The 19884-nt window shown below is 45.6% G+C and carries 13 protein-coding genes; 1 reads left to right on the forward strand and 12 read right to left on the reverse strand.

Annotated features, from left to right (window positions below):
- Window positions 1-24: 24 nt before the first annotated feature.
- The 5 genes from OU814_RS27160 to OU814_RS27180 all read right to left on the reverse strand — a co-directional run bounded on the left by OU814_RS27160 (window position 25) and on the right by OU814_RS27180 (window position 7649).
- Window positions 25-747, reverse strand: a complete 723-nt coding sequence (locus OU814_RS27160; protein WP_268242724.1) for a hypothetical protein — start codon at window positions 745-747, stop codon at window positions 25-27.
- Window positions 740-3025, reverse strand: a complete 2286-nt coding sequence (locus OU814_RS27165; protein ID WP_268242725.1) for a CHASE2 domain-containing protein — start codon at window positions 3023-3025, stop codon at window positions 740-742. Before OU814_RS27165 ends, OU814_RS27160 begins: the two co-directional genes overlap by 8 nt.
- A gap of 6 nt (window positions 3026-3031) precedes the next feature.
- Complete coding sequence (locus OU814_RS27170; RefSeq protein WP_268242726.1) at window positions 3032-4159, reverse strand: DUF1822 family protein; 1128 nt, start codon at window positions 4157-4159, stop codon at window positions 3032-3034.
- Between the two features lie 9 nt (window positions 4160-4168).
- A complete protein-coding gene (locus tag OU814_RS27175; RefSeq protein ID WP_268242727.1) occupies window positions 4169-5473 on the reverse strand; it encodes a hypothetical protein in 1305 nt (434 codons plus the stop codon).
- 61 nt (window positions 5474-5534) lie between these two features.
- On the reverse strand, window positions 5535-7649 hold the full coding sequence (locus tag OU814_RS27180; RefSeq protein ID WP_268242728.1) for a S8 family peptidase: 2115 nt from the start codon (window positions 7647-7649) through the stop codon (window positions 5535-5537).
- A gap of 142 nt (window positions 7650-7791) precedes the next feature.
- On the opposite strand from OU814_RS27180, the gene OU814_RS27185 reads away from it, so the two are divergent.
- Window positions 7792-8487 (forward strand): hypothetical protein, encoded by a 696-nt coding sequence (locus OU814_RS27185; protein ID WP_268242729.1) that lies wholly within the window; start codon window positions 7792-7794, stop codon window positions 8485-8487.
- Between the two features lie 78 nt (window positions 8488-8565).
- Here OU814_RS27185 and OU814_RS27190 read toward each other — a convergent pair whose 3' ends face one another.
- From OU814_RS27190 to OU814_RS27220, 7 genes are all read right to left on the reverse strand, one after another.
- Window positions 8566-10320, reverse strand: a complete 1755-nt coding sequence (locus OU814_RS27190) for a ShlB/FhaC/HecB family hemolysin secretion/activation protein (RefSeq protein ID WP_268242730.1) — start codon at window positions 10318-10320, stop codon at window positions 8566-8568.
- A 219-nt stretch (window positions 10321-10539) separates the two neighbouring features.
- The gene (locus tag OU814_RS27195; RefSeq protein ID WP_268242731.1) at window positions 10540-11211 is read right to left on the reverse strand and encodes a response regulator transcription factor; all 672 of its coding nucleotides are present in this window, start codon (window positions 11209-11211) and stop codon (window positions 10540-10542) included.
- Window positions 11211-11621, reverse strand: a complete 411-nt coding sequence (locus OU814_RS27200; RefSeq protein WP_268242732.1) for a histidine kinase dimerization/phosphoacceptor domain-containing protein — start codon at window positions 11619-11621, stop codon at window positions 11211-11213. The genes OU814_RS27195 and OU814_RS27200 overlap by 1 nt, the downstream gene beginning before the upstream one ends.
- A gap of 139 nt (window positions 11622-11760) precedes the next feature.
- Window positions 11761-12552: an IS5 family transposase gene (locus OU814_RS27205; RefSeq protein ID WP_268242733.1), complete on the reverse strand. Its 792-nt coding sequence runs from the start codon at window positions 12550-12552 to the stop codon at window positions 11761-11763.
- 151 nt (window positions 12553-12703) lie between these two features.
- Window positions 12704-13576 carry a sensor histidine kinase gene (locus tag OU814_RS27210; protein ID WP_268242734.1) on the reverse strand — a complete coding sequence of 291 codons (873 nt, stop codon included), beginning with the start codon at window positions 13574-13576 and terminating at the stop codon, window positions 12704-12706.
- A 139-nt stretch (window positions 13577-13715) separates the two neighbouring features.
- Complete coding sequence (locus OU814_RS27215; protein ID WP_268242735.1) at window positions 13716-16328, reverse strand: CHAT domain-containing protein; 2613 nt, start codon at window positions 16326-16328, stop codon at window positions 13716-13718.
- A 12-nt stretch (window positions 16329-16340) separates the two neighbouring features.
- Window positions 16341-19799: a two-partner secretion domain-containing protein gene (locus OU814_RS27220; protein WP_268242736.1), complete on the reverse strand. Its 3459-nt coding sequence runs from the start codon at window positions 19797-19799 to the stop codon at window positions 16341-16343.
- Window positions 19800-19884: the final 85 nt, after the last annotated feature.

Here is a 19884-nt window from a genome sequence, read left to right on the forward strand (position 1 = left end):
GAGGCATTTGACCTTATGCAAGAGCTAATGAGATTCGGGATGCTCCGGTTGTTTTTTCTGACGGGCTTGATACCATTGGTCTACGATCGCTTGCGTTAATTGTTGTCGCTCCAAAGCAGGCAACTCCGATGAGTTAATTTCTTGCAACGCATCTGACCAAAGACCGTAGTTCGAGAGAATCTCAATTCGCTTCGTGAGAATTTCCTTGGGTGTCGCTTGCTGCGATCGCAATGCCGTTTCAGTTTGATTCAATACCTGTAAAATCGGTTGTCGTTCCGAATCTGATAGCACCCGGAACTCGATCGACTTCCTTGTTTCCTTTTCTTCTTTCAAGAAGCGCAACCGATACGTTTGACCCGACTGTAACGCAACGCCAACTTTAGCCGCAAAGAATGAAGTGGCAGGCAGCGACTGTTTCCAAACGATCGTCTTTTGACCCACCGGAACAATTTCAATCCGATCCGGCAACCTTGATATTGAGCCACGATGCCGCCAAATCACCATCGGTTGCGTCGTTAAAACCTGCGGTGTCCAAATGCCAGGAGCGATCGCATCAAAATCGCCTCGCCCACCTCCCGATCGACGCGACACTGGAGGACGACGACGAACACTTCTCAAAATTGCTTCCCACCACGATGGTTGAGATTGTTCGGCTTTCGCGATCGAGGGAGCTTGTACCAGCGTATCGATCGATAACCCAGTCGTTAGCACTAAAACGATTAGCCCAGAAGATAATAATTTAAGCATTGCGCTGACTCCTCATCGTCAAGAAATACATCCAATACGTTAAAGCTGGAAACACGATCGGGATTAGTACAGAGATCGTAATGTAGAGTTGTAAACTGATTACTGCATAGAATACAGGCATGATTAAAAACCATCTTGCTCTACGTTGACCCAACAAAATTGCGGTTCCTTTTCCGAGTAGTGTCGCAACCCCAATCATCCACAAATCGGGAACAGGAATGATCAGCCGATGATTTAGCAAGTTATGCACCAAATAGGCATGAATCTCGCCTCCCGTCATCTTCGGCGCACCCTCTTGCCAGTAATTAAACGCTTGGGGACTCTTAAAGTTATCTTCTCCCGGCTTGATTCCAGCATCGAGATGCCCACCTGGCGTGATTAACACCATTTGAGCATTGATTTGAGGCAGTTGAGTCGTTTCTAGCAACTTCCAGGCTGGAATCGCTTGATAAACCTGATTGGGTGGAATCGTATAGTCAATCAAAGGATGAAACCACATCTGTCCGATCGACGCTGCCCCTTGAGAAATTGGCGAATACTGCGATCGCGTGTCCCACTGATAGGCTCTACTAGCTCGTGCCTGCAATCGGACTAACTCATAGGACAACGGTAACACCTCCGTTTGTCCATCCGTATCCCCAATCACCCTCGCATAGAATGCTGGATCACCCAACAAATCCATATCGCCATCAATTCGCCATTGAGGATTTGCTAATTCTGGTAACGCTTTAATCCATTTCGGTGGCGATTGCATTTCCTCCAGTTTGGCAGCAAAAACAAATTGAGTTCCCGATCTCTGCACTGCGGTCGCTAACGCTTTTGCAAGGACTGGATCACCGCTCGGTTGATGGCGAAACAGAAGATAATCAATCCCGATGACAGACGCCTTGAGCGCAACAGACTGATTGACCAATTTGGCTAAGTACTGTCGATCGAGGTTCTGATTCAGAATATCAACTTTGCCCTTCTGAAGAGATTCTTCATCCACTTGAACTAACAACACTGGCGGAACTTGTGCCGAAGGAACCTGTGCCGTCATACTGCGATAAACTGCTTGCCCATACTGACGCCCATCAATCAGCCAACTTTGAACAGGTAACAAACTACTCACAACAGCCAACATCCCTAACCCGAAGGCTTCTAGTCGAGTTGGCTTCCAACGTTCGAGAATTTGTCTTAGTCCAATCTTTTTTAACCGAAACGGTTGCGCTTGGGGATGAGAAAATAACGAGGGAATTAAATAGGCGGAGGGATAGGTTAAATTCGACTGTACTTTTAAGGATTGAGAGGCTAAAAGCATTGCCGTCTCAACATCTTCATAATTTTCTAGATGTTCGAGAAATTGTAGAAGAAACTCCTTTGCAACTTGGTTATGAATCGGTTCGCGCATCACTGCCACCTGATTCAATCCAAAATTAATGAATTGCTCTGCGATCGTTGAGCCATTACAGGAATTGAAAATGGCAAACTGTAAGCCCCGCTCTTGAGCCGTCTTGAGATATTGTGCAATCTCACTCACCAAAATTGACGTATTCGGCGCGATCGCGAGTTCGCCCCCGGTGATATTCGTTTCGTTACTATGTCCAGCAAAAAAGAGAATATCCCATCCTTGAGGCTCCGCGATCGCTTGGCATATTTCTGTTTTCAAATCGGTGGTTGAGCGATTCGATCGCCACCCTTTAAATCGAATTTCTGCAAAATGCTTCAGTTTGACAACGGCTTCTTTTTCTGCCTGAAAATCAAGTCCAGTATCGTCACCCAAAATCACCAGAATTCGAGGTTTCCAACGTCGTGTAGATCGCGTTGCTGTAGTTTGCAAACGCGCAGAGGTTCGCAAAATTCGAATCGGATTGAGGATGCCAAACTCGGTTCCGAGTTGCCACGACTCCCAAGGGAGCTTGACCATTTCCAGCGAATCACAGCGAATATACAGTTTGACTTGCGGCTCCTGACTTGCAGCTTGAGCAATTTCGCGCCGAATTTCAATCAAATCTGCACTATTCAACCAATGATGAAATTCCGCCAGAAATACCGCTTCCGCTTGAACCAGCTTTGCTCTCCAATCGATCGTAGGTTGCGCTAGGCTCAAACTCGCACCCGGACGTGCTCTTAGGCTCGATCGATAAAAATTAAGATACGCAGTTTGCCATTGCCGATAAAGCGTCGTTAGCGTTTCAGGATAAGCTATCTTAGCACTCATCGTATGATGGCTCTGCCAAGTTAATTCAAATAAACAAGTTTGATCAATTTGCCAAACCTTCAGCAAAAATGAAACCATGGTGCATTATGAATTAAGAAACGTAAATGCAGGCAATGTTAGACTGTCACCCTTTGCGAGTCGAATTTCGATCACAAATTGTTCACCCATTTCTCCAAAGACTTGAGCCACGAGATAACGAGAATCTTCAAGCGAGACAGAGTTCACAATAGAAGTTTGATTTTCATAAATCGTAAGTTGTGTCCCAATCGGTAGATTTTCACCCTGTACCGCTTCCAAAATTGTGAGCAATGACCATTCTGAACTATCCTCTACTTGCCAAACCATCACCGCAAGTTGAACCGTCAAATCTGAGCTCGTCATAGATCGATAAGCTGCTTGTGCCTGCTCTGGGATGTGAATTCCCCCTCTTTCTAGTTCAGTGAGAACGGCTGAGAGTTGGTCATTGGTTATCAGAAATTGTGGAGAACGCAACGCAGAAGCAGTCGGGGTAAAGAACGTCCAAGTTAATGTATCTGAGATCGTATTCACCTCACGCTGTAACCACTCGATCGCATTTACACTCGGTTCAATCAACCATTGATGCAGTCTCGATTCTGAAGATAAATGGCTCTCAGGCAATGCAATGGCTTGAGGTTCAAGACAGGTGAGATATAGCAGCAGTTGATCAAAGTCCGTTTCAAAACTGGAAACTGGAATCTCGTAGGTCTGATCTGAGGTGATACTCAATCTAGAGTCTTGCTGATACTGTTTGAGTTGGTCATACCGAATAAAAGCCTGTAATGTGACTTGTTGCTGTTCTTCATGGACTGCGATCGCAACATAGAAATGAGCAACCTGATTCGGATCATCCACAACCCCTACAGGCACTTCAACGGTATCCTCATCCACACAGACAATACAACACAAAAAATGATGAAGCCTTACAGAATTGATCACCGCCGAATGATCGAAGCCCCTTGGCTCTATCAATCTCGCGCCTTCAGGCTCAAAGGGGATCGGACTATCTCGCTGCTCTAGCCAGTGAATCAACCCCTCAAAGGCGAGTAATGCGCGATAGGATTGCCAACGCAACTCAGTTTGGCGCATCCTTTGCGCGATCGCTAAGGCACGAGAAACCGCCTCCGGAGTGAGATCCACTCGTGGGGCTCGGCTCGGCTCAAAATCGAGAGAAAACTCTGAGAACATAAGCATAGGGTAGGGTTAACAATGGTCAAGGTAACGACATAAGCGATCGGAGAATAAACTCTTCTCAAGCAGGGCTTTAGCGGTTTTAGCGCGTTTCTCTTCCGATTCAATGAACGCTTCGAGCAATTCACCGAGAGCAACCTGAATTCGGTGATCGAGTTCTCGCAATTGAGTTGGATCAGCAAACGCAGGTGCAATGTCTAACACATAGGTTTTGAGACAGAGCAGCATATGAAGTCGCACATCGGCTCGAAATTCCTTGAGTTTCAGAAGCCGTGTGACAGAATCCTGTCCACGAAGTGCCAACGTTTTCGCGATTTCACTCATACTGGCTCGATCGCAGTGAAACAAGCGCAATGCGTCTACAAACTGTTGTGCCTTCTCCATTTTCAAGCGAGAAAGACGCGCCGTGACAACCGTTTCCAGAGCTTGATCTAAACAGGTTAAGAACTGAGATCGATATAGACTGAGAAATCGATCGACCTCTAAATCCGGCTTTTCTTCAGGCTCCATCAATTGTTGCTCAACGGCTCGTGCAACTTCTGGAACATCAAGAGATTGGGTCGTATACGATCGCAATCGATACTGCCGTAAACACCGAGCAATCTGAGACAACTTCTTCGTAAACTGCTCGACCGACAGAGAACCGTCTGGAAGCAATTTCACCATGCGTTGCAGTTGCTCTAGAGTCGGTTCAACACATTTTCCAATCTGTCCTTGGGCAATGCGATCGCTCAAATACACCGCTCGGTAACTCTCTAAAATATCGGCAGCTTCTTCGGCTTCACGATTTGACCACTGGAAAGCCTGTAGCAAAATTCGCTTTAACTGCTTTGCCTTCGTGTCATTCAGAATTGCCCAATCGCTGATCAAGTAAAGCCCTTGCTCTTTGAGAACCTGATTTAGCTCAGGGTGGCGACGAAATAGCCGACTTGTCCAAGTTTTCAAGCTTGCAGCATCAGGATTAAACGAATTCAAAATCTCACAAGTAAACGGAGTAAACGTTCCGAACTTCAGAGAACCCTCATCATTGAGAACATAGGGCAGAATATCCATGAGATCTAACTGATAATGCAGTTGAAATTGCTTGACCAGCGATCGACATTCTTGCAAAATGCAATGGGAAAGGAAACATCGCAGACACAATCCTGCGATCGCATTGCCTGACTGATAGACAACAAACAATCGGCTTTGTAACTGAGTACGATCGCTCAGGCTCATTTGGCTCAAATACTCATAGGCTAAAGGCTGAAAATCCATCTGCACCTTGCCTGAAGCATTCAACCGCGCCAATGTCCAGTACTGTGATGCCTCCTCCATTACCTTCTCACCCGAAACTCCGAAATAGCTGTATCATACCAGGCAAGCAAATCCCGCCAAATTATCGACTGTCTTTCACTGCCTGCACCGCAGCCTCTGCATTCACCAGTCCTCGTCCAAAGTAATACTGTTGCATTGAAACGGGACGTTTTGGGTCTTGGATGCCTGAAGCTCGAATCGGCATTAGGATTCCATCGCTAATTCCGGTAGCAATGCGTAATCGATAGCGATTTTCATCCGACTTGGTGAGTTTCAGTCCGTCATAGCTGGCAGTCTGTTTTAAGATTTCGATCACGCGATCGCGGCTCAACTTGCGATCAGGATCTTCACTCTTCATCAATGCCACAATGCCTGACACGATCGGGGCAGAAAAAGACGTTCCTTGCACTTGCACATACTGCCCCATTGGATCAAATGCAGTTCCCCAAGCCCATTGATTATTTTGGGGACGTTGGTTTACCCCTTGCCAAAGATTTTCAATCCACGTTCCGCCAGTGGTCAAAATTCCTTGATTCTCGGTTTGAGACGTATCACCCCCCGGCGCAACGAGATCTAACCGCTGCCCAAAGCTGCTATAGGGCGCTTTCTCTCCCATCAAATTCGTCGCACCCACCGACAACACCCCAGGAATAGCTGCGGGAAACGCCACGCCATCCACATCAGAATTTCCAGCCGATCCGACCATCACCAATTTCGGATTCGCATCTAGCACAGAGAACACTTGATCGACTACAGCTTGGCTTGGCAACGCACCCCCAAAACTCATGTTAATCACATCGGCTTTGCGAGCAGCGGCATATCCGATCGCTTCAATTTGGGTTTCGGGTCGAATCACTCCATCTAACCCCAGTCCTCGAATTGGTAAAATTTTCGCCTTGGGTGCAACGCCCACAATCCCCGTTCCAGCATGGGGCTGTGCTGCAATCACACCTGCTGACCAAGTCCCATGAAATTGACTCATCACAAACGATTGGATCGAGTTGCGAATCACCTTTGCGACTTGAGCAGAAGAGAGATTGGGATTGTGCTCCAAGATAGCTTTAGCTTCCTTTGCATATCGTTTGATCAATGTTGCATCACTCAACTCAAAGGAGTTACGAAACAAGGGTTGGATTTGGGTGAGATCGCTTCCTTCTAGACGTGTATCACTATCGTTCTCCACAAAGTCCCAACCATGGGTTTCACCCGGCAAAGCATCTGGGGTATTAGGCGATAGGGTATAGAGGCTTTCTTTAAGATCCGGATGATCCCACTGAATGACACTATCAATCACAGCAACAACCACTTGATCGCCACTATGACTGTGTTTCCAAGCATCGGTGGCTCTGACATCGGTTCGAGCTAAATTGCCACGGCGAGCAGTACTATTCAAGTGCCATTGTAAGGGGAGCAATTTACTCGCAAAGGGCACTCCCTTGACTTCTGGTAAGCCTTGCAATGCCGGAGAAATTGATTCAATGGGCGTCGTTCGGAATGCTTGAGGTTGTAGATCTTGCTGAATCGACTGAATAAAATTTGGCGTTGCAGAGTCAATCCCCGTAACTTGAGCCAAACCGTTCGCAACCCTCAAAATTTCAACACCATTCGCTTGACGCGACTTGACAACATAGCGATTCTGACTAAACCGCAGTTTACGGACAACATCAAGCTTTTGTGTCTCTAAAATCTTGCTAATTTGATCGGGTGCGAGATTGGCAGCAAAGCTAACAATAATTTCATTGGGAAGTACAATCTGGCTGAACTGAGTCGGCTCAGATTTGGGCGAAGGCGTTCGCGACAGAACTGGTAAGGTCGATTGCACATAGTCCTGTTGCTGAATTTTTTCGAGAATGTCAGGTTTAGACACATTCGCTGCAAGTTTCACGATCGCGAACTGTGCCCCCAGAGATTTGACCTCAATGCCAGAAGATTGAGCCGTTGAGCCACCTCCCCGACTTCTGCCTGCTCTAGTTCCAGTCAAATCCGCTTCGAGTTGTTGATGCAGCGATCGACCTCGTCCTCGAAACGTTTTGAAGTTGACTGCGATCGCATCTGTCTGCTCGGTCAACGCAATCTTTTGTCCAAAAAAGGTGTAATACAATTCTGGTTTTGCCTGTGCCCTAGCTGACCTTGTTACCCAACTGGCATTGCTACCCAAAACCCCGACAATCAGAAGCAGCAAAAGAGATCGTCTCATCATAATCCTTCGTACTCAACAATGGCTGAATCCCCTATAAATCGAGCGCAATGTAGGATATGCAGTTCTGTGTTCTTGCATATCCTCAAATCCCTGAGAAGCATAAGGAAAATGAGTCTCTCGAACACACTAAGGAGAAATAATGTTCAGATCATTGCTAATGCTCAAGGTCATTCTTATTTCATATCTGATTGTCTTGATAGCTCCCAAAATTACGATAGGAGAGGCGAACAAAACTCTAAAACTTTCTTCCGATTCTGCGATCGCTCAATCTGTAGGAATATTTGATTTATTTGGATGGCGCAGACCCAGAATCTCCCTAGGAACTCGTGGCATTTGCATTTTGACGCCAGGTTCAATTCGTAAATTCAGTGTTTGGAATACTCGTCCGCTATTTTTGTGGAAGGGCAGAATTTCTCAAATTACGGTACGAGATCGAGAAACGAAAAAAATTCTTTGGGTTCAAGCGATTCGTCCGACTGATCAACAGATATACTACACAGCACCCACGCCATTACAATCTGGAAAACAATACGAGTGGACATTTGCGAATCCTGTCTCTTCAACATCACGATGGCTCGCATTTGACGTGATACCGATCGAACAACACACACAAATTGCAACAGATTTGCAAACGTTAGAAAAACAATGGAAATCGAAAGGTGAAAGTACAGAAGCCATTGCACTTCAAAAAGCAAGTTATTTTGTCGATCGCAATCTCTGGTCAGATGCGTTACAGGCTCTTTATGAAATTGAGAACCCGTCTCAGTCCTTTAGTCAACAACGGCAAGCTTATGTTAAAGATATTTGTTCATCTCGTTCTTCCAACACGCCGTGAATCTTAGGATTGTTAACTTGTAGAGATCGATTAATACTCCCGCTACTCGTGCTCATGCAAGGGAGCGTGGAGTATTGCCTAAAACGAGGGACTGTAGCGAATCGAGAAGTAGATACCATTCTCCTGGAGAGAACGCTTCTCTGAATCAACTGAAACTAAGGGAATTCCCCAATCCAATCGCGCTGAGAAATTATCGCCTTGTCGCCATAACAGACCAATTCCTGTCCCCACTAATGTATTAGGGTTGGGAGAATTGCCGCCTCGGTTCCAGCCTGTCCCAACATCAACAAAAGGGGTGAGTTGAAGTAAGCCCGTTCCACCACCTGTTCTGAGGATGGGTAAGCGAAGTTCGGTGGAAAATAAAAAGCCATTATCTGTTAGGAGCGCATCCTGTCGATAGCCTCGAACCGTTTCTGATCCGCCAATGCCAAACTGCTCTAAGGGCACTAAAGCACGATCGCTCAGTTGCACATCTCCTCGAACGAGCAACAATGTATCGCGAGCTAATAAGCGCGTCCATTGCGCTTGTCCTCGCCAACTAAAGAAATTGCTATCGGGAGCCGAATCGTTTTGGGTCGCATTAAATAAACCTAGACCAAAGCTGAACTGCGATCGAGCGGCAAACACTTGTCGATCGCTGCGCCGAACATAGTCTTGGAAGAAGCGCACAGCGGAAATTCGCGTTCTTCCTTGCTCGTCGGCTCCTGGAGATAGGGGAAAGGGACCAATATCATCCAATCCGATTTCCGTTTGGCTTTCTTGGCGCGAGAAGGTCAATCCAACTGCAAATTCATTCGTTGGACGTTGCACCAGGGGTTGTCGGTAGGTCAACTCGTAATAGCGCGATCGAGATTGGATATCGAGAACATCAAAAGGTTCTTCAATGACCGTGCTGCGATTACTACCATAGGCTAACCGTAACGTTCCATTTCTAGGATTTAGGGGAATGATATAGCTCAGATCAACACCATTACTACCATTGGTATTGCTATATCCCACTCTCAATCCATCCCCTAATCCAAGTAGATTTGCCTGCGAGAATTCCAATTGACGACGAAAGCTACCAACACTGGGTGATCGTCCATTGTCGATCGTAGCGGTGACGTTCAGCGTTTTTGCTTCTGAAATCGTTAGTTGCAAAACGCTAGTGCCGGGTTTTGTTCCTGCTTGCAAGTCAGCAGAGATAGATTCAATTAATGGATCAAGTTGTAAGAGTCGGAGTTGTTCGAGGAGGCGATCGACATTTAATGGTTTTTGGGCTGCAAGTCCAATTCGACTGCGAACATAGGCGGGATTCAATCGGCGATTGCCCACAACATTGATTTCAGAAACCGATCCTTCAATGATTTGGATGCGGATGACGCCATCTTCTAAGGTTTGGGGCGGAAGAACTGCGGCTGAGGTAACATATTTGCGATCGAGATAAAGTTTCGTGATCAGCGATCGTACTTGCAGTATTTCTGCAAATGTAAGGCTGCGGTTTGTAAAAGGCTTGATAATTTCATCAAACTCTGCTGCACTAAACACTGTACTTCCGACAATTTCAAAGCGACGCACAAAGGTTGTATCAGGTATTGCATTAGAAGACTCCGGTGGCGATTGTGGTGTATCTGGTTGGGGAAGCAGCTTGTCTACTGGAGGAAGTTGCATCGGGTTTTGGGGAACATCAGGTTGTGGAGGACGGTTCTGAGGGATAGCTTGCGACGGAACCTCGATGCGGGAGGGTGCCTGAGTTACCGATACACCAACCGATTGTGCAACCGTCGATTGTGCGACAGCAGACGAACCGATCAGAGTCGTGAAATTCAGCACTAGCAGTGGAGATGTACTCAAAAAGCATTTCGCCATTATTTTGAATAAATTGCAGCAAAGAATTGAGTCAAGCATAGATTTGAGAGAATTCGGTGAAGGAACTTAAGCTCGTGCAGATTGTTCAAAACCATTGGCAAAAATGGCAAGTTGCGATCGATTCTTCAGATTCAACCGCACGAAAATATTATTGCAGTAAAGAATTGAGTCAAGCATAGATTTGAGAGAATTCAGTGAAGGAACTTAAGCTCGTGCAGATTGTTCAAAACCATTGGCAAAAATGGCAAGTTGCGATCGATTCTTCAGATTCAACCGCACGAAAATATTGTTGAGATGGGTTTTGACTGTGCTTTCAGAGATAAATAACTGCTGGGCAATTTCTTGATTGGTTGCCCCGATCGCGACCAATTTCGCCACATCCAATTCGCGGGGAGTCAGTTGGGCAAATTCTGAGGGAATCGGTTTGGGAGTTGAAGAAGGGGATGCGATCGTCAAGCGTTCTAGTAACCCCGGAGCAAGTTGGGTATAGCCTCGATGAATGCTACGAATAGCATTTGCTAATTCATCAGAAGGCATATCTTTGAGCAAATAACCTTTTGCACCTGCTTGTAGCGCAGCAGTGACATCTTGATCTTCATCATAAGTGCTCAAGACCAGAATTTTAATTCCCGGCACCTGTTCACAGAGAATTTGGGTAGCAGTGGTACCATTCATCACGGGCATTCGGACATCCATCAACACGACATCCGGCTGAAGCGCTGTAACTTGGGCAATTGCAGTTTCTCCGTTTTCTGCGGTGCCAACAATTTCTAGATCCGGTTCTAAACTCAGCATTGCCTGAAGACCCTGGCGCACTAAAATTTGATCGTCCACCAGCAACAGACGAATTCTGGGTAGCTCAGAAGTGTGGGGCATCATTGTTTGTAGGATTGGGTAATATCAAAAATTGTTTGCGAAGATTGAGATGGCGACGTTTGCTTTAGCGTCTTTACAGTTCGCCGAATGTCTTGCATTAGGGTAGAACTCAATTCATACGCCTCTGATAAAGCATGTTTTGCCTGGAAAGGATTAATTTGCCAAAGTTTATGAGCAACTTGAAGTTGAATATGGAGTGCGGCGATCGATTGCCCCAGTGCAGCGCAATGGTGATAAGCCATTTGGTTTTGTGCTTGGGTTGGTGACTGTGTTTCAATTTCTTCAAGACAGCATTGCAACTTTTGTTTGACGAAGACTAATTGTTTTTGCTTCTCACGATTTTCTTTTGAGATCTTCACCAGTTGCCAGCTAATCATCAGAAGTACTATGACGAGTAATAAGTTGCTCATAATTTCTATGAAAACTGATGTGTGTAACAGGTGAAGCAACTGCACATCAGAAATTGAAAATTCGATTCACAGTTTGATTAATCAGCTAATCTAGTTCACCTCCTCAGAGGGTGTTTTAAAAGTTGCAATGGGTTAAATTTTATGCCAGTCGCCTGACTATTATGCGAATCATGGCGAGATAGATAAACGTTTCCGAAGTTTCAGGCAGTAACTCATAATCCCGCACCAAGCGGCGACAGTGCATGAGCCAACCGAAAGTACGTTCAACCACCCACCTTTTTTTGAGCAAGACAAAGCCTTTAGATTGTTCAGGACGGAGTACGACTTGTACCACCCAGCGACAGATTGTAATGACCCATTGCATGAAAGGGTCGCCATCAAAGCCACCATCGACCCAGATAGTGTGTAATCGAGACACTGCTTTACCTCGCTGTTGCACTCGTCGAAGGACTTTTTTACCGCCCTCGCGTTCACCCGTACTGGCTGCGGTGACAAAGACTCGCAGAATCAACCCCAACGTATCAACCGTGAGAAATCGCTTGCGTCCTTTGATCAACTTTCCTGCATCAAATCCGACTGCTTCATGCACTCCTGCTGCACTTTTCACAGATTGACTATCGACAACTGCTTCCGACGGACTGGGATAGCGTCCCACTTCGATGCGGATGCAGCGATACAGACGGTCATGGATGCTGATCCAGGTTCCATCTTTGCGCCAATTGCGAAAGTACGTGTACACCGTTTGCCATGCTGGAAAATCTCCCGGCAATGCTCGCCATCGGACTCCTTCGACCAGAATGTAAAAGATGGCATTGAGAACGTCCCACAAATCCACTTCTCGCGGTCGTCCACCGGGTTTTGCTTCGGGCAGCAGGTCACTCAACAATTCATATTGAGCGAGGCTGAGGTTACTCGGATATGATTTACTCATGTAGCTCTCTTGGTGCTGTGCTTTTACGTATTTACAGCTTATAACCGGAGAGCTTTTTTACCCCCTTGATTGTCTTTTAAAACATCCTCTCATATTGTTATCTCTAAATTTGATTGGTGATCTAGCCAGAACCTAATTTCCAACTCAATTTCTAACTATTGTTGGAACGACTTAGTGTTGTCTCAACCGAAAGTTCTAGTGTGTTTGAATCATTTCCAATCCATCCCAATTGCCAAGAGTCAATGTCTAGAGGTTGCCAATCACTGATTTCGATCGAGGCAGGTAACGGCTTAGAATCTGGCATCACCTTTTCAGTCACTTGGGAAGCCATGCTCGGCAACTGCATCGGAATTTCTGCGGTAATACAACACCCCAAACCGGGTTGAGACTGAATGGATAATGTTCCTTGGAAGATCGCAATTCGCTCTTTCATGCCTTGTAATCCATATCCACCTACCACGGAGGTAAGGTCAAACCCACGCCCGTTATCTTGAATCATGAGATTAACCATTGTTTCTGTTGTGTGAATTCGGATTTCTACTTTTGTCGCCTGGGCATATTTTCGTGTGTTGTTGAGTGATTCTTGAATGATTCGATACAGTAGCGTGATCAAGTGATTAGGAATTGCAATCTCACAGATCATCTCAACAGAGGGCAAGATTCCGGTTGTCTGCTCAAAATCCTGAACTAACGATTCGACCAACGTTTCTAGCGATTGAGATTCCGATGAATCATCGCGTAATGCTCGCACAGAGTGTCGAACTTCTTGAGTTGCGATCGCAACAAGTCGGTGGGCTTCGGTGAGAAATTCCTGTGCTTGGCTCGGATTCGGTTGACACAGTTTCATCGCCGTTTGGAGCTGAAAATTGAGGGCGGTGAGGGCATGTCCTAGAGAGTCATGTAAGTCACGGGCAATTCGATGACGTTCCTGTGTCGCAGAGAAGTTAGCAAATTGTAAAACACAGTGCCATAACTGTTGATGCAGATGATCCAGTTGTTCGGGGGTGTAGCACTCTTCAACCATAATGGGTTCCTCCGTCTCACTGTTTGCATCTAGTTCCCATGCGAAAGAGGTTATGCAAAAGCTGAAAAAGCAGGAAAAATCTTGGTTTTCCCTGCTCTATAAACCTCACATACGCAAGCGTAACCGTGTTGTCACTCCGTTAAGTCCAATTCCCGATGAGAACATAGGCTGCCCAGAAGAACGGTTGCTGCTCATATTCAGGATTGCGAAGAATCGAAAGCTGGGCACGTCGCAGGGCTTCCGCTTTAGAAATTCCGGTTTTGCTAACTTGGGATAATTCACTATAAAACTGTTCCATTAGACTTGCCGAAGCTTTATCATTGACGCGCCATAGCGTGGCAACTGTACTACGTGCACCCGATCGCACAGCGATTCCAGCAAGTCCGAGTGCAGATTGGGGATCGCCTTCTGCGGTTTCGCACGCACTGAGAACGAGCAGTTCTAGCGATCGCTCTTTTGCCAAATCCACGGTTTGTAACATACCACTGAGATCGGTCACTTTGAGCTTGCCATCCCACGTCAGGATGAACGTATCTTCAGCACGAGAACTAAATCTGCCGTGCGTTGCCAGATGCACGATCGGAAAGGATGCTTGGGCGACAAGCTTTTGGAAAGCCGTAGTCGTGAACTTCTGATCGAATAGAACTGTACTCGGTAATTCTTGTTCAATTCGCTGAACTTCTGTCTTCACTTCAGGAAGCGGCTCAAATCCTTCTCGGGCTTCTGCCAGTCCTGCAACGAGCACGCCGAGTCTTTGATTGCTTAAGCGTTGTGGTGATAACAATTGCAAACCGGGCGTGATCGCAACGCTATATTTCTCAATCAGAAATTCCTTGCCATCATGTAGCGCTGCCATGGGGACGTTGCGAAGCGCCCCATCCAAGACGAATACGAGCGTTTTTGCTTGGCTTGCAGAAAGATCTGCCATAGCAGGCTCTAGCAACCAACGATAGATATTTTGAAGTTTGGGTAAGGCAAGTTTGAGTGAATTTCCCTGGTCGAGGTCACCTCGCACTCTCATCGCTAAGGCTTCAACTTCCCGACGTGGAACATTGGTTGTGAAGTACCGCAGATTGTCCGGTGAGCCAGGTAAACTCACAATCACAGAGACTTGATCTTCCAACAAAATGGGATAAATGACGGCGGCTTCTTTATCAACCCGGTCGATCGCGGTCGGATCAGCGTTCAAACAGGCTTCGCGGAAGAAGTTATCTAACTCGACTAACTGCAAATCTTCGATTACTTTTCGAGCTGATTTGAGGCGATCGGGCTGATCAGATTTCAGCAATAAGCTTACTAATTGGCGGTGAATTGGCTCGATCGCCACTCGGAAGGAAAATTGCACATCCGGACTGGAGGCAGCTAAGTCTTGGCGCAAAGATTTAATCATGCTCACAGCACCTTCATAGGCAAAGATTGCGTCTTTTGTCTTGCCTTGAGCATTGAGAATACGCCCTAGTTGCCACTGCCACCGATAGGCAACATCGCCTGCATTAATTTCTTGAGCCAGTTGCAGAGCCTGTTCGGTTAACTTTTTGGCATCCGCCCATTGTTGCGTTTGCTCATAGATACTGCCTAAACTCCCCAAAGCATAGGATTGTATTCGAGGCTCGCCTAATGCTTTGGCTTGTTGTACGGCGATTGCGAGCGACTTGGCGATCGGGTGAACATCGCTTTTCATTCGCATCATCGTTTGCGCGAGATTAATCCGAGCATCGATCGCACTACGATTGGGTGGGAGGGCTTCGATTTCTTGTTGGACTTGTGGAACCAGTTTTTGGGCTTCTGAAATTTTGTTTTGGTCTACAATCAAACTAATCTGATTGAGTTGCGCTTGAACGCGGATCTGTCCGGTAGTGGATGCCGCAGCTTGTTGATACAACTGGATGGCAGTCTGCTGATCTTGAGCTTTCTGATCACCCTTATCAAATCCTTGGGCGCGGTAAGTATTACCAAGGCTTAGTTGCGCTAGAGCGATCGCATCTGCTGATTTGAGTTCGGTGGCGATCGCTAAACTGCGTTCCAAGGTTGATTGTGCTTGCGGAAAATCACCGACTACTCTTAGTGATTCTCCTAGCGTTCTCAATGCGGTTGCGGCTTCAATTGATGCAGGGATTTTTTGTAGTGCTACCTTGAGAGTCTCAGGGTTTTCTCGCGATTTGAGGGAAAGTGATTGATCAAAAAGCTCGATCGCTCTGCGATACAGTCCCATATTTTGCAGCGCTTTTGCCTGATTCGTTTGACTCATCAAAGCGCGATCTCGCTTGCCTTCTTTTTGATAAATCGTTGTCGCTTGTTCCCAAAGCGATAAGGCTTGATTCGTTTGACCTCGTGCCAAGAGCAAACTGCCTTGAATATCGATCGCTTGTGCCAACGCAAGGGATCGCCCCGGTGTCGTTTCAGGCAAGGATTTTAGAATCGAAAGGCTTTCCTCGATCGCTTGCTTTGCCTCATTCCATTGCCCCAACTGCTGATATGCCAACGATAAATTACTCAAACTCAAGGCTTGCTGAATCGGATTGCCAGACGTTTTATACCCTTGTGCCGCTTGCTGAAAGAACTTGATTGCATCTGAGAAATTTTGATTGCTGTAGCTCGATCGGGCTTGTTGATCGATTGAAGCTGCGGATTGTAAATTTGGTGTTGTTGCAGTTGCAAATTTCGTTAACCCAGACGATGTAATACATAGCAATGCTGTCATGACCATCGGAGCTATAAATCGCATTAGCTTTCTCTTATGCTGACGTTTCATCATTTACTCCTCTTATTGCTGGGTTACGGTTGAACAATTTACAGTGGGACGAGAAGACGGTGTGGTTTCCGCAGATTGAGCAACTAAGGTAACTTTGCCATCCGCAGTTTTGACCCAGCCTTGCGCCTCAACAATTTCAGAATCGTTAGGAGTTGAAGAAACAGTTGCGATCGTCGTGGTGGGAGATCCATCGATCGTCGCTAACGGGATTGCTGTTGATCCGGTTAAAGGCTCGATCGGGTTGGGGGGCAAACTTCCAGAGCCACTGACGACGAACTTACCCATCTTGGCAACATTGGAATTGCGAGGACAAACTTGACCAATTTGGTTACTGGCATCTACAACCTCAGTTGGCAGTTCGAGAACACCTTGGGTTGGTTGAACTTCGGGCTGAGCGATCGTAACCTGACCTTGTACCCCCAATTGAGATGATGCAGTGATATCTACTCCAGGCATTAGACCAAACAAACCATTGGTATTAACGGTGATATTACCTCCACGACCTTGAAAGGCATTTGCACGAATACTGCTACCTTCTTGAGGGACGGCAACAATAGCATTTGCATTGAGTGTAATGTTTCCCCCATTACCACCTTGTTGGTTGAGTCCTGCTGTTGCCAAAATACTACTATTACGACGTAAAACTAAGAAGTCACCCAAGCTCAGATTAATGTTTCCCCCATTGACATTAGCAGATTCAGCGCTGATAGTACTTTGATTATCGAGTTTCAGTCGAGGACTGTTGATTTGAATATCACCTGCTTCACCTATCGAAAGGGCGCGAGTCAACACTCTACTATTTGAGAAGTTAATTTGGCGAGTTGCTAAAAAAGTTACGTCGCCCGCTTGTCCTTTGTCATTTGAAACCGCGGAAATATCACTATCAACAACGCCCATATTGGCTGCATTGAGGGTAATATTTCCGCTGTTACCCTGAGAGAAGGCACTCGCATCAATAATCGCACCATCCATAAGGCGTAAGCGATTCGTATTAACGAGAATATTGCCCCCCCTTTTTGCACTGCCCGTTAAAGCTATCAATCCACCAGAGATATTTTCAGAAAGACTTCTACCTGAAAATACAACCTCATTCGTTGCATCGATTTGAATATTACCTGCATTCCCATCGCCAAAGGTGAAAGTAGATAAATCAGACCCGTTTGATAACATTAAATTACTAGTACGAATCTCTATATTACCTCCATCTTTTTGACCAGTAAAAGCAACAAAACTAGAAGCAGAACTATTATTAAAAAAAATACTATTTCTTGCGTCGATCTTGATATCTCCAGCTTTACCGAAGCCATACGTACTAGTACTAAGGGAAGATTGCTCTGTTAGTTTTAGCGTATTGGTGATAATACTAATATTTCCAGCATTTCCTCTACTACCCTGAGAAACCTGACTTCGTATTGCCGCTCCATTAAGTGAAACTAAATCAAGTGCATTAACTCTTACATCTCCTGCATTGCCAGCACCAAAAGTTGTTGCAATTAGTTCTGAATTACTAGACATCTTTAATGTATTGGTAGCAAGGTAAATATTGCCTGCATTCCCACTGCTAAAAGTGAAAGAGCCAAGTAGTGAGCGATTAGATATATCTAGATTTCTAGCAGAAATTTTAATGTTTCCTCCATTTCCGTTGCTCCCCCTTGCTGCACTAAAGACGTTGCCATTATTGAAGGAAGCACGATCACGAATTGACAGTAAAATGTTCCCTGAGTCCCCACTACCGAGTGTACTAACGTTTAAGGTTGCACCATTGGAGAGTTCTAAGGTGTTAGCAGAAAGATAAATCTCTCCTCCCTTACCTCTACCTGTTCTTTCTACACGACTGGCGACAATAGTATCATCTCCATTAAAACGTACACGATCTCTAATTTCAAAAACAATGTTGCCCGAATCACCTAATCCATACGTACCAGCACTAACTTGAGCATTATTAAGTATTTCTAAAATATTACTAGCAATGCTAATATTACCTCCTTTCCCTTGTGCTTCTTGAATAAGCTGGTTATTAACACGTCCGCCAACACTGCTAAAAATCCCAGTATTACTAAAATTTGTTGTATTACCTCCAATTAGAGAGACCCGATCGCGTGCATCTATTAGAATATCTCCTGCATTTCCTTTCCCCAAAGCAACAGAAAGCAATTGAGCACCCTCGAAAATTTCTAGCGTACTCGTAGCAATGCGAATGTTTCCCCCTTTTCCGCTACCAGTCCGCCTTACACTAGTATCAATTGTTGTATCATCGCCACTAAGAACGATTCGATCTCTAGCATTGATGATCACATCGCCTGCATTACCTACTCCAGAGGTTCGAGAAATTAAAGCAGAGTTGCCGAATACAAAGAGCGAACCCGTTTCTATCTTGATGTTGCCACCATTCCCCACTTCTCCTGGATTCACATCAGTACGAATCTCACTTTCTGAATCCAGTTGAATGGTTTCGGTTGCATTTAAGGTGATGTCTCCACTTTGAGAAGTAAATGATCCAAGCTCGCTACTAATACCAGCAAAAATTAGACTACCAGACTGAAGTGTTATATTTCTTGAATTAATAGATAAATTGCCACCGCCTTGTACAAGATCAATCAATGATTTATCGAGTAGCACATCTGAACGAGCCGCTGATTTTGGAAATTGAAGTTGTAAACCTTGATCTCCAGTAGTGATATTAACTTCTCCTATTCCTGCTAGCCCTCCCAGCTCAATCCGTCCTCCAATGGTCGAAAGTACACCTCTATTTAAGCGAACATCTCCTCCTACAAGTAATAAACTTTGACCATTGAGAACCCGTAACGAGCCTCTGTTCTCAATCATTCCAGAATTTAGTTGTGTATACAACAAGGAAGAGGGATTAACCGTCAGGAGTGGAACAGCCTGCGGATTTGTAGCACTAAACTTTCCTTGAGTTCCAAAGCCAATTGCATTAGCCGTAGTGGAGAGGAACGAGCCTCCTATATCTAGTTGAGCACGCGATCCAAAAAAGATACCGTTCGGGTTGATCAAAAAGAGATTTGCATTTCCAACAACGCCCAATCTTCCATCTATGTTTGAGGAGGAGTTACCTGTGATTCGGGTAATAACGTTTTTCACTTCTATCGGATGGTCAAAGTAAACTTTTTGTCCATCACTAATATTGAACTCTCTGAAGCTATGAAACAGGTTCCCTTGACGTTGAGCACCACCCTCTATCAATTCTCCTCGAATTCTGCCTCCAATTACTGCATTAGAATTAACTCTTGAACTCTCCCCTCCTAACGTCCCATCGGGCGTAATTTGAGCCTGTGCTGTTGCGCCTACTAGCAAGAAAATTGTTGACAGTAAAGTCTGTTGGCATCCCTTCACTATCCACTTGCTCTGGAAGTTGAGTCGATCGCTGCCCTGCATACTACCTCTTACAGAAAGACCACACGTTGAGACGAAACTTGTTTTTAATTTTTTCATCTCTTGAGCCAATTTCATGAATCGCTTGCGTAAATTTACGGTTAAAAGCCTTTAATTCTCGCGATCGCCCACTTATGCAACTTCTTGTCTCAAACGGTACAAG

The sequence above is a fragment of the Leptolyngbya sp. GGD genome (assembly GCF_026735145.1).
Taxonomy (GTDB): Bacteria; Cyanobacteriota; Cyanobacteriia; order Leptolyngbyales; family Leptolyngbyaceae; genus Leptolyngbya; species Leptolyngbya boryana.

Bases quoted from the DNA above. Each gene is read 5' to 3' on its own strand.
- OU814_RS27180 (WP_268242728.1), bottom strand. From the start codon at position 7,649: ATGAGACGATCTCTTTTGCTGCTTCTGATTGTCGGGGTTTTGGGTAGC.
- OU814_RS27185 (WP_268242729.1), top strand. From the start codon at position 7,792: ATGTTCAGATCATTGCTAATGCTCAAGGTCATTCTTATTTCATATCTG.
- OU814_RS27165 (WP_268242725.1), bottom strand. From the start codon at position 3,025: ATGGTTTCATTTTTGCTGAAGGTTTGGCAAATTGATCAAACTTGTTTA.
- OU814_RS27205 (WP_268242733.1), bottom strand. From the start codon at position 12,552: ATGAGTAAATCATATCCGAGTAACCTCAGCCTCGCTCAATATGAATTG.
- OU814_RS27170 (WP_268242726.1), bottom strand. From the start codon at position 4,159: ATGCTTATGTTCTCAGAGTTTTCTCTCGATTTTGAGCCGAGCCGAGCC.
- OU814_RS27160 (WP_268242724.1), bottom strand. From the start codon at position 747: ATGCTTAAATTATTATCTTCTGGGCTAATCGTTTTAGTGCTAACGACT.
- OU814_RS27175 (WP_268242727.1), bottom strand. From the start codon at position 5,473: ATGGAGGAGGCATCACAGTACTGGACATTGGCGCGGTTGAATGCTTCA.
- OU814_RS27220 (WP_268242736.1), bottom strand. From the start codon at position 19,799: ATGAAATTGGCTCAAGAGATGAAAAAATTAAAAACAAGTTTCGTCTCA.
- OU814_RS27210 (WP_268242734.1), bottom strand. From the start codon at position 13,576: ATGGTTGAAGAGTGCTACACCCCCGAACAACTGGATCATCTGCATCAA.
- OU814_RS27215 (WP_268242735.1), bottom strand. From the start codon at position 16,328: ATGAAACGTCAGCATAAGAGAAAGCTAATGCGATTTATAGCTCCGATG.
- OU814_RS27200 (WP_268242732.1), bottom strand. From the start codon at position 11,621: ATGAGCAACTTATTACTCGTCATAGTACTTCTGATGATTAGCTGGCAA.
- OU814_RS27195 (WP_268242731.1), bottom strand. From the start codon at position 11,211: ATGCCCCACACTTCTGAGCTACCCAGAATTCGTCTGTTGCTGGTGGAC.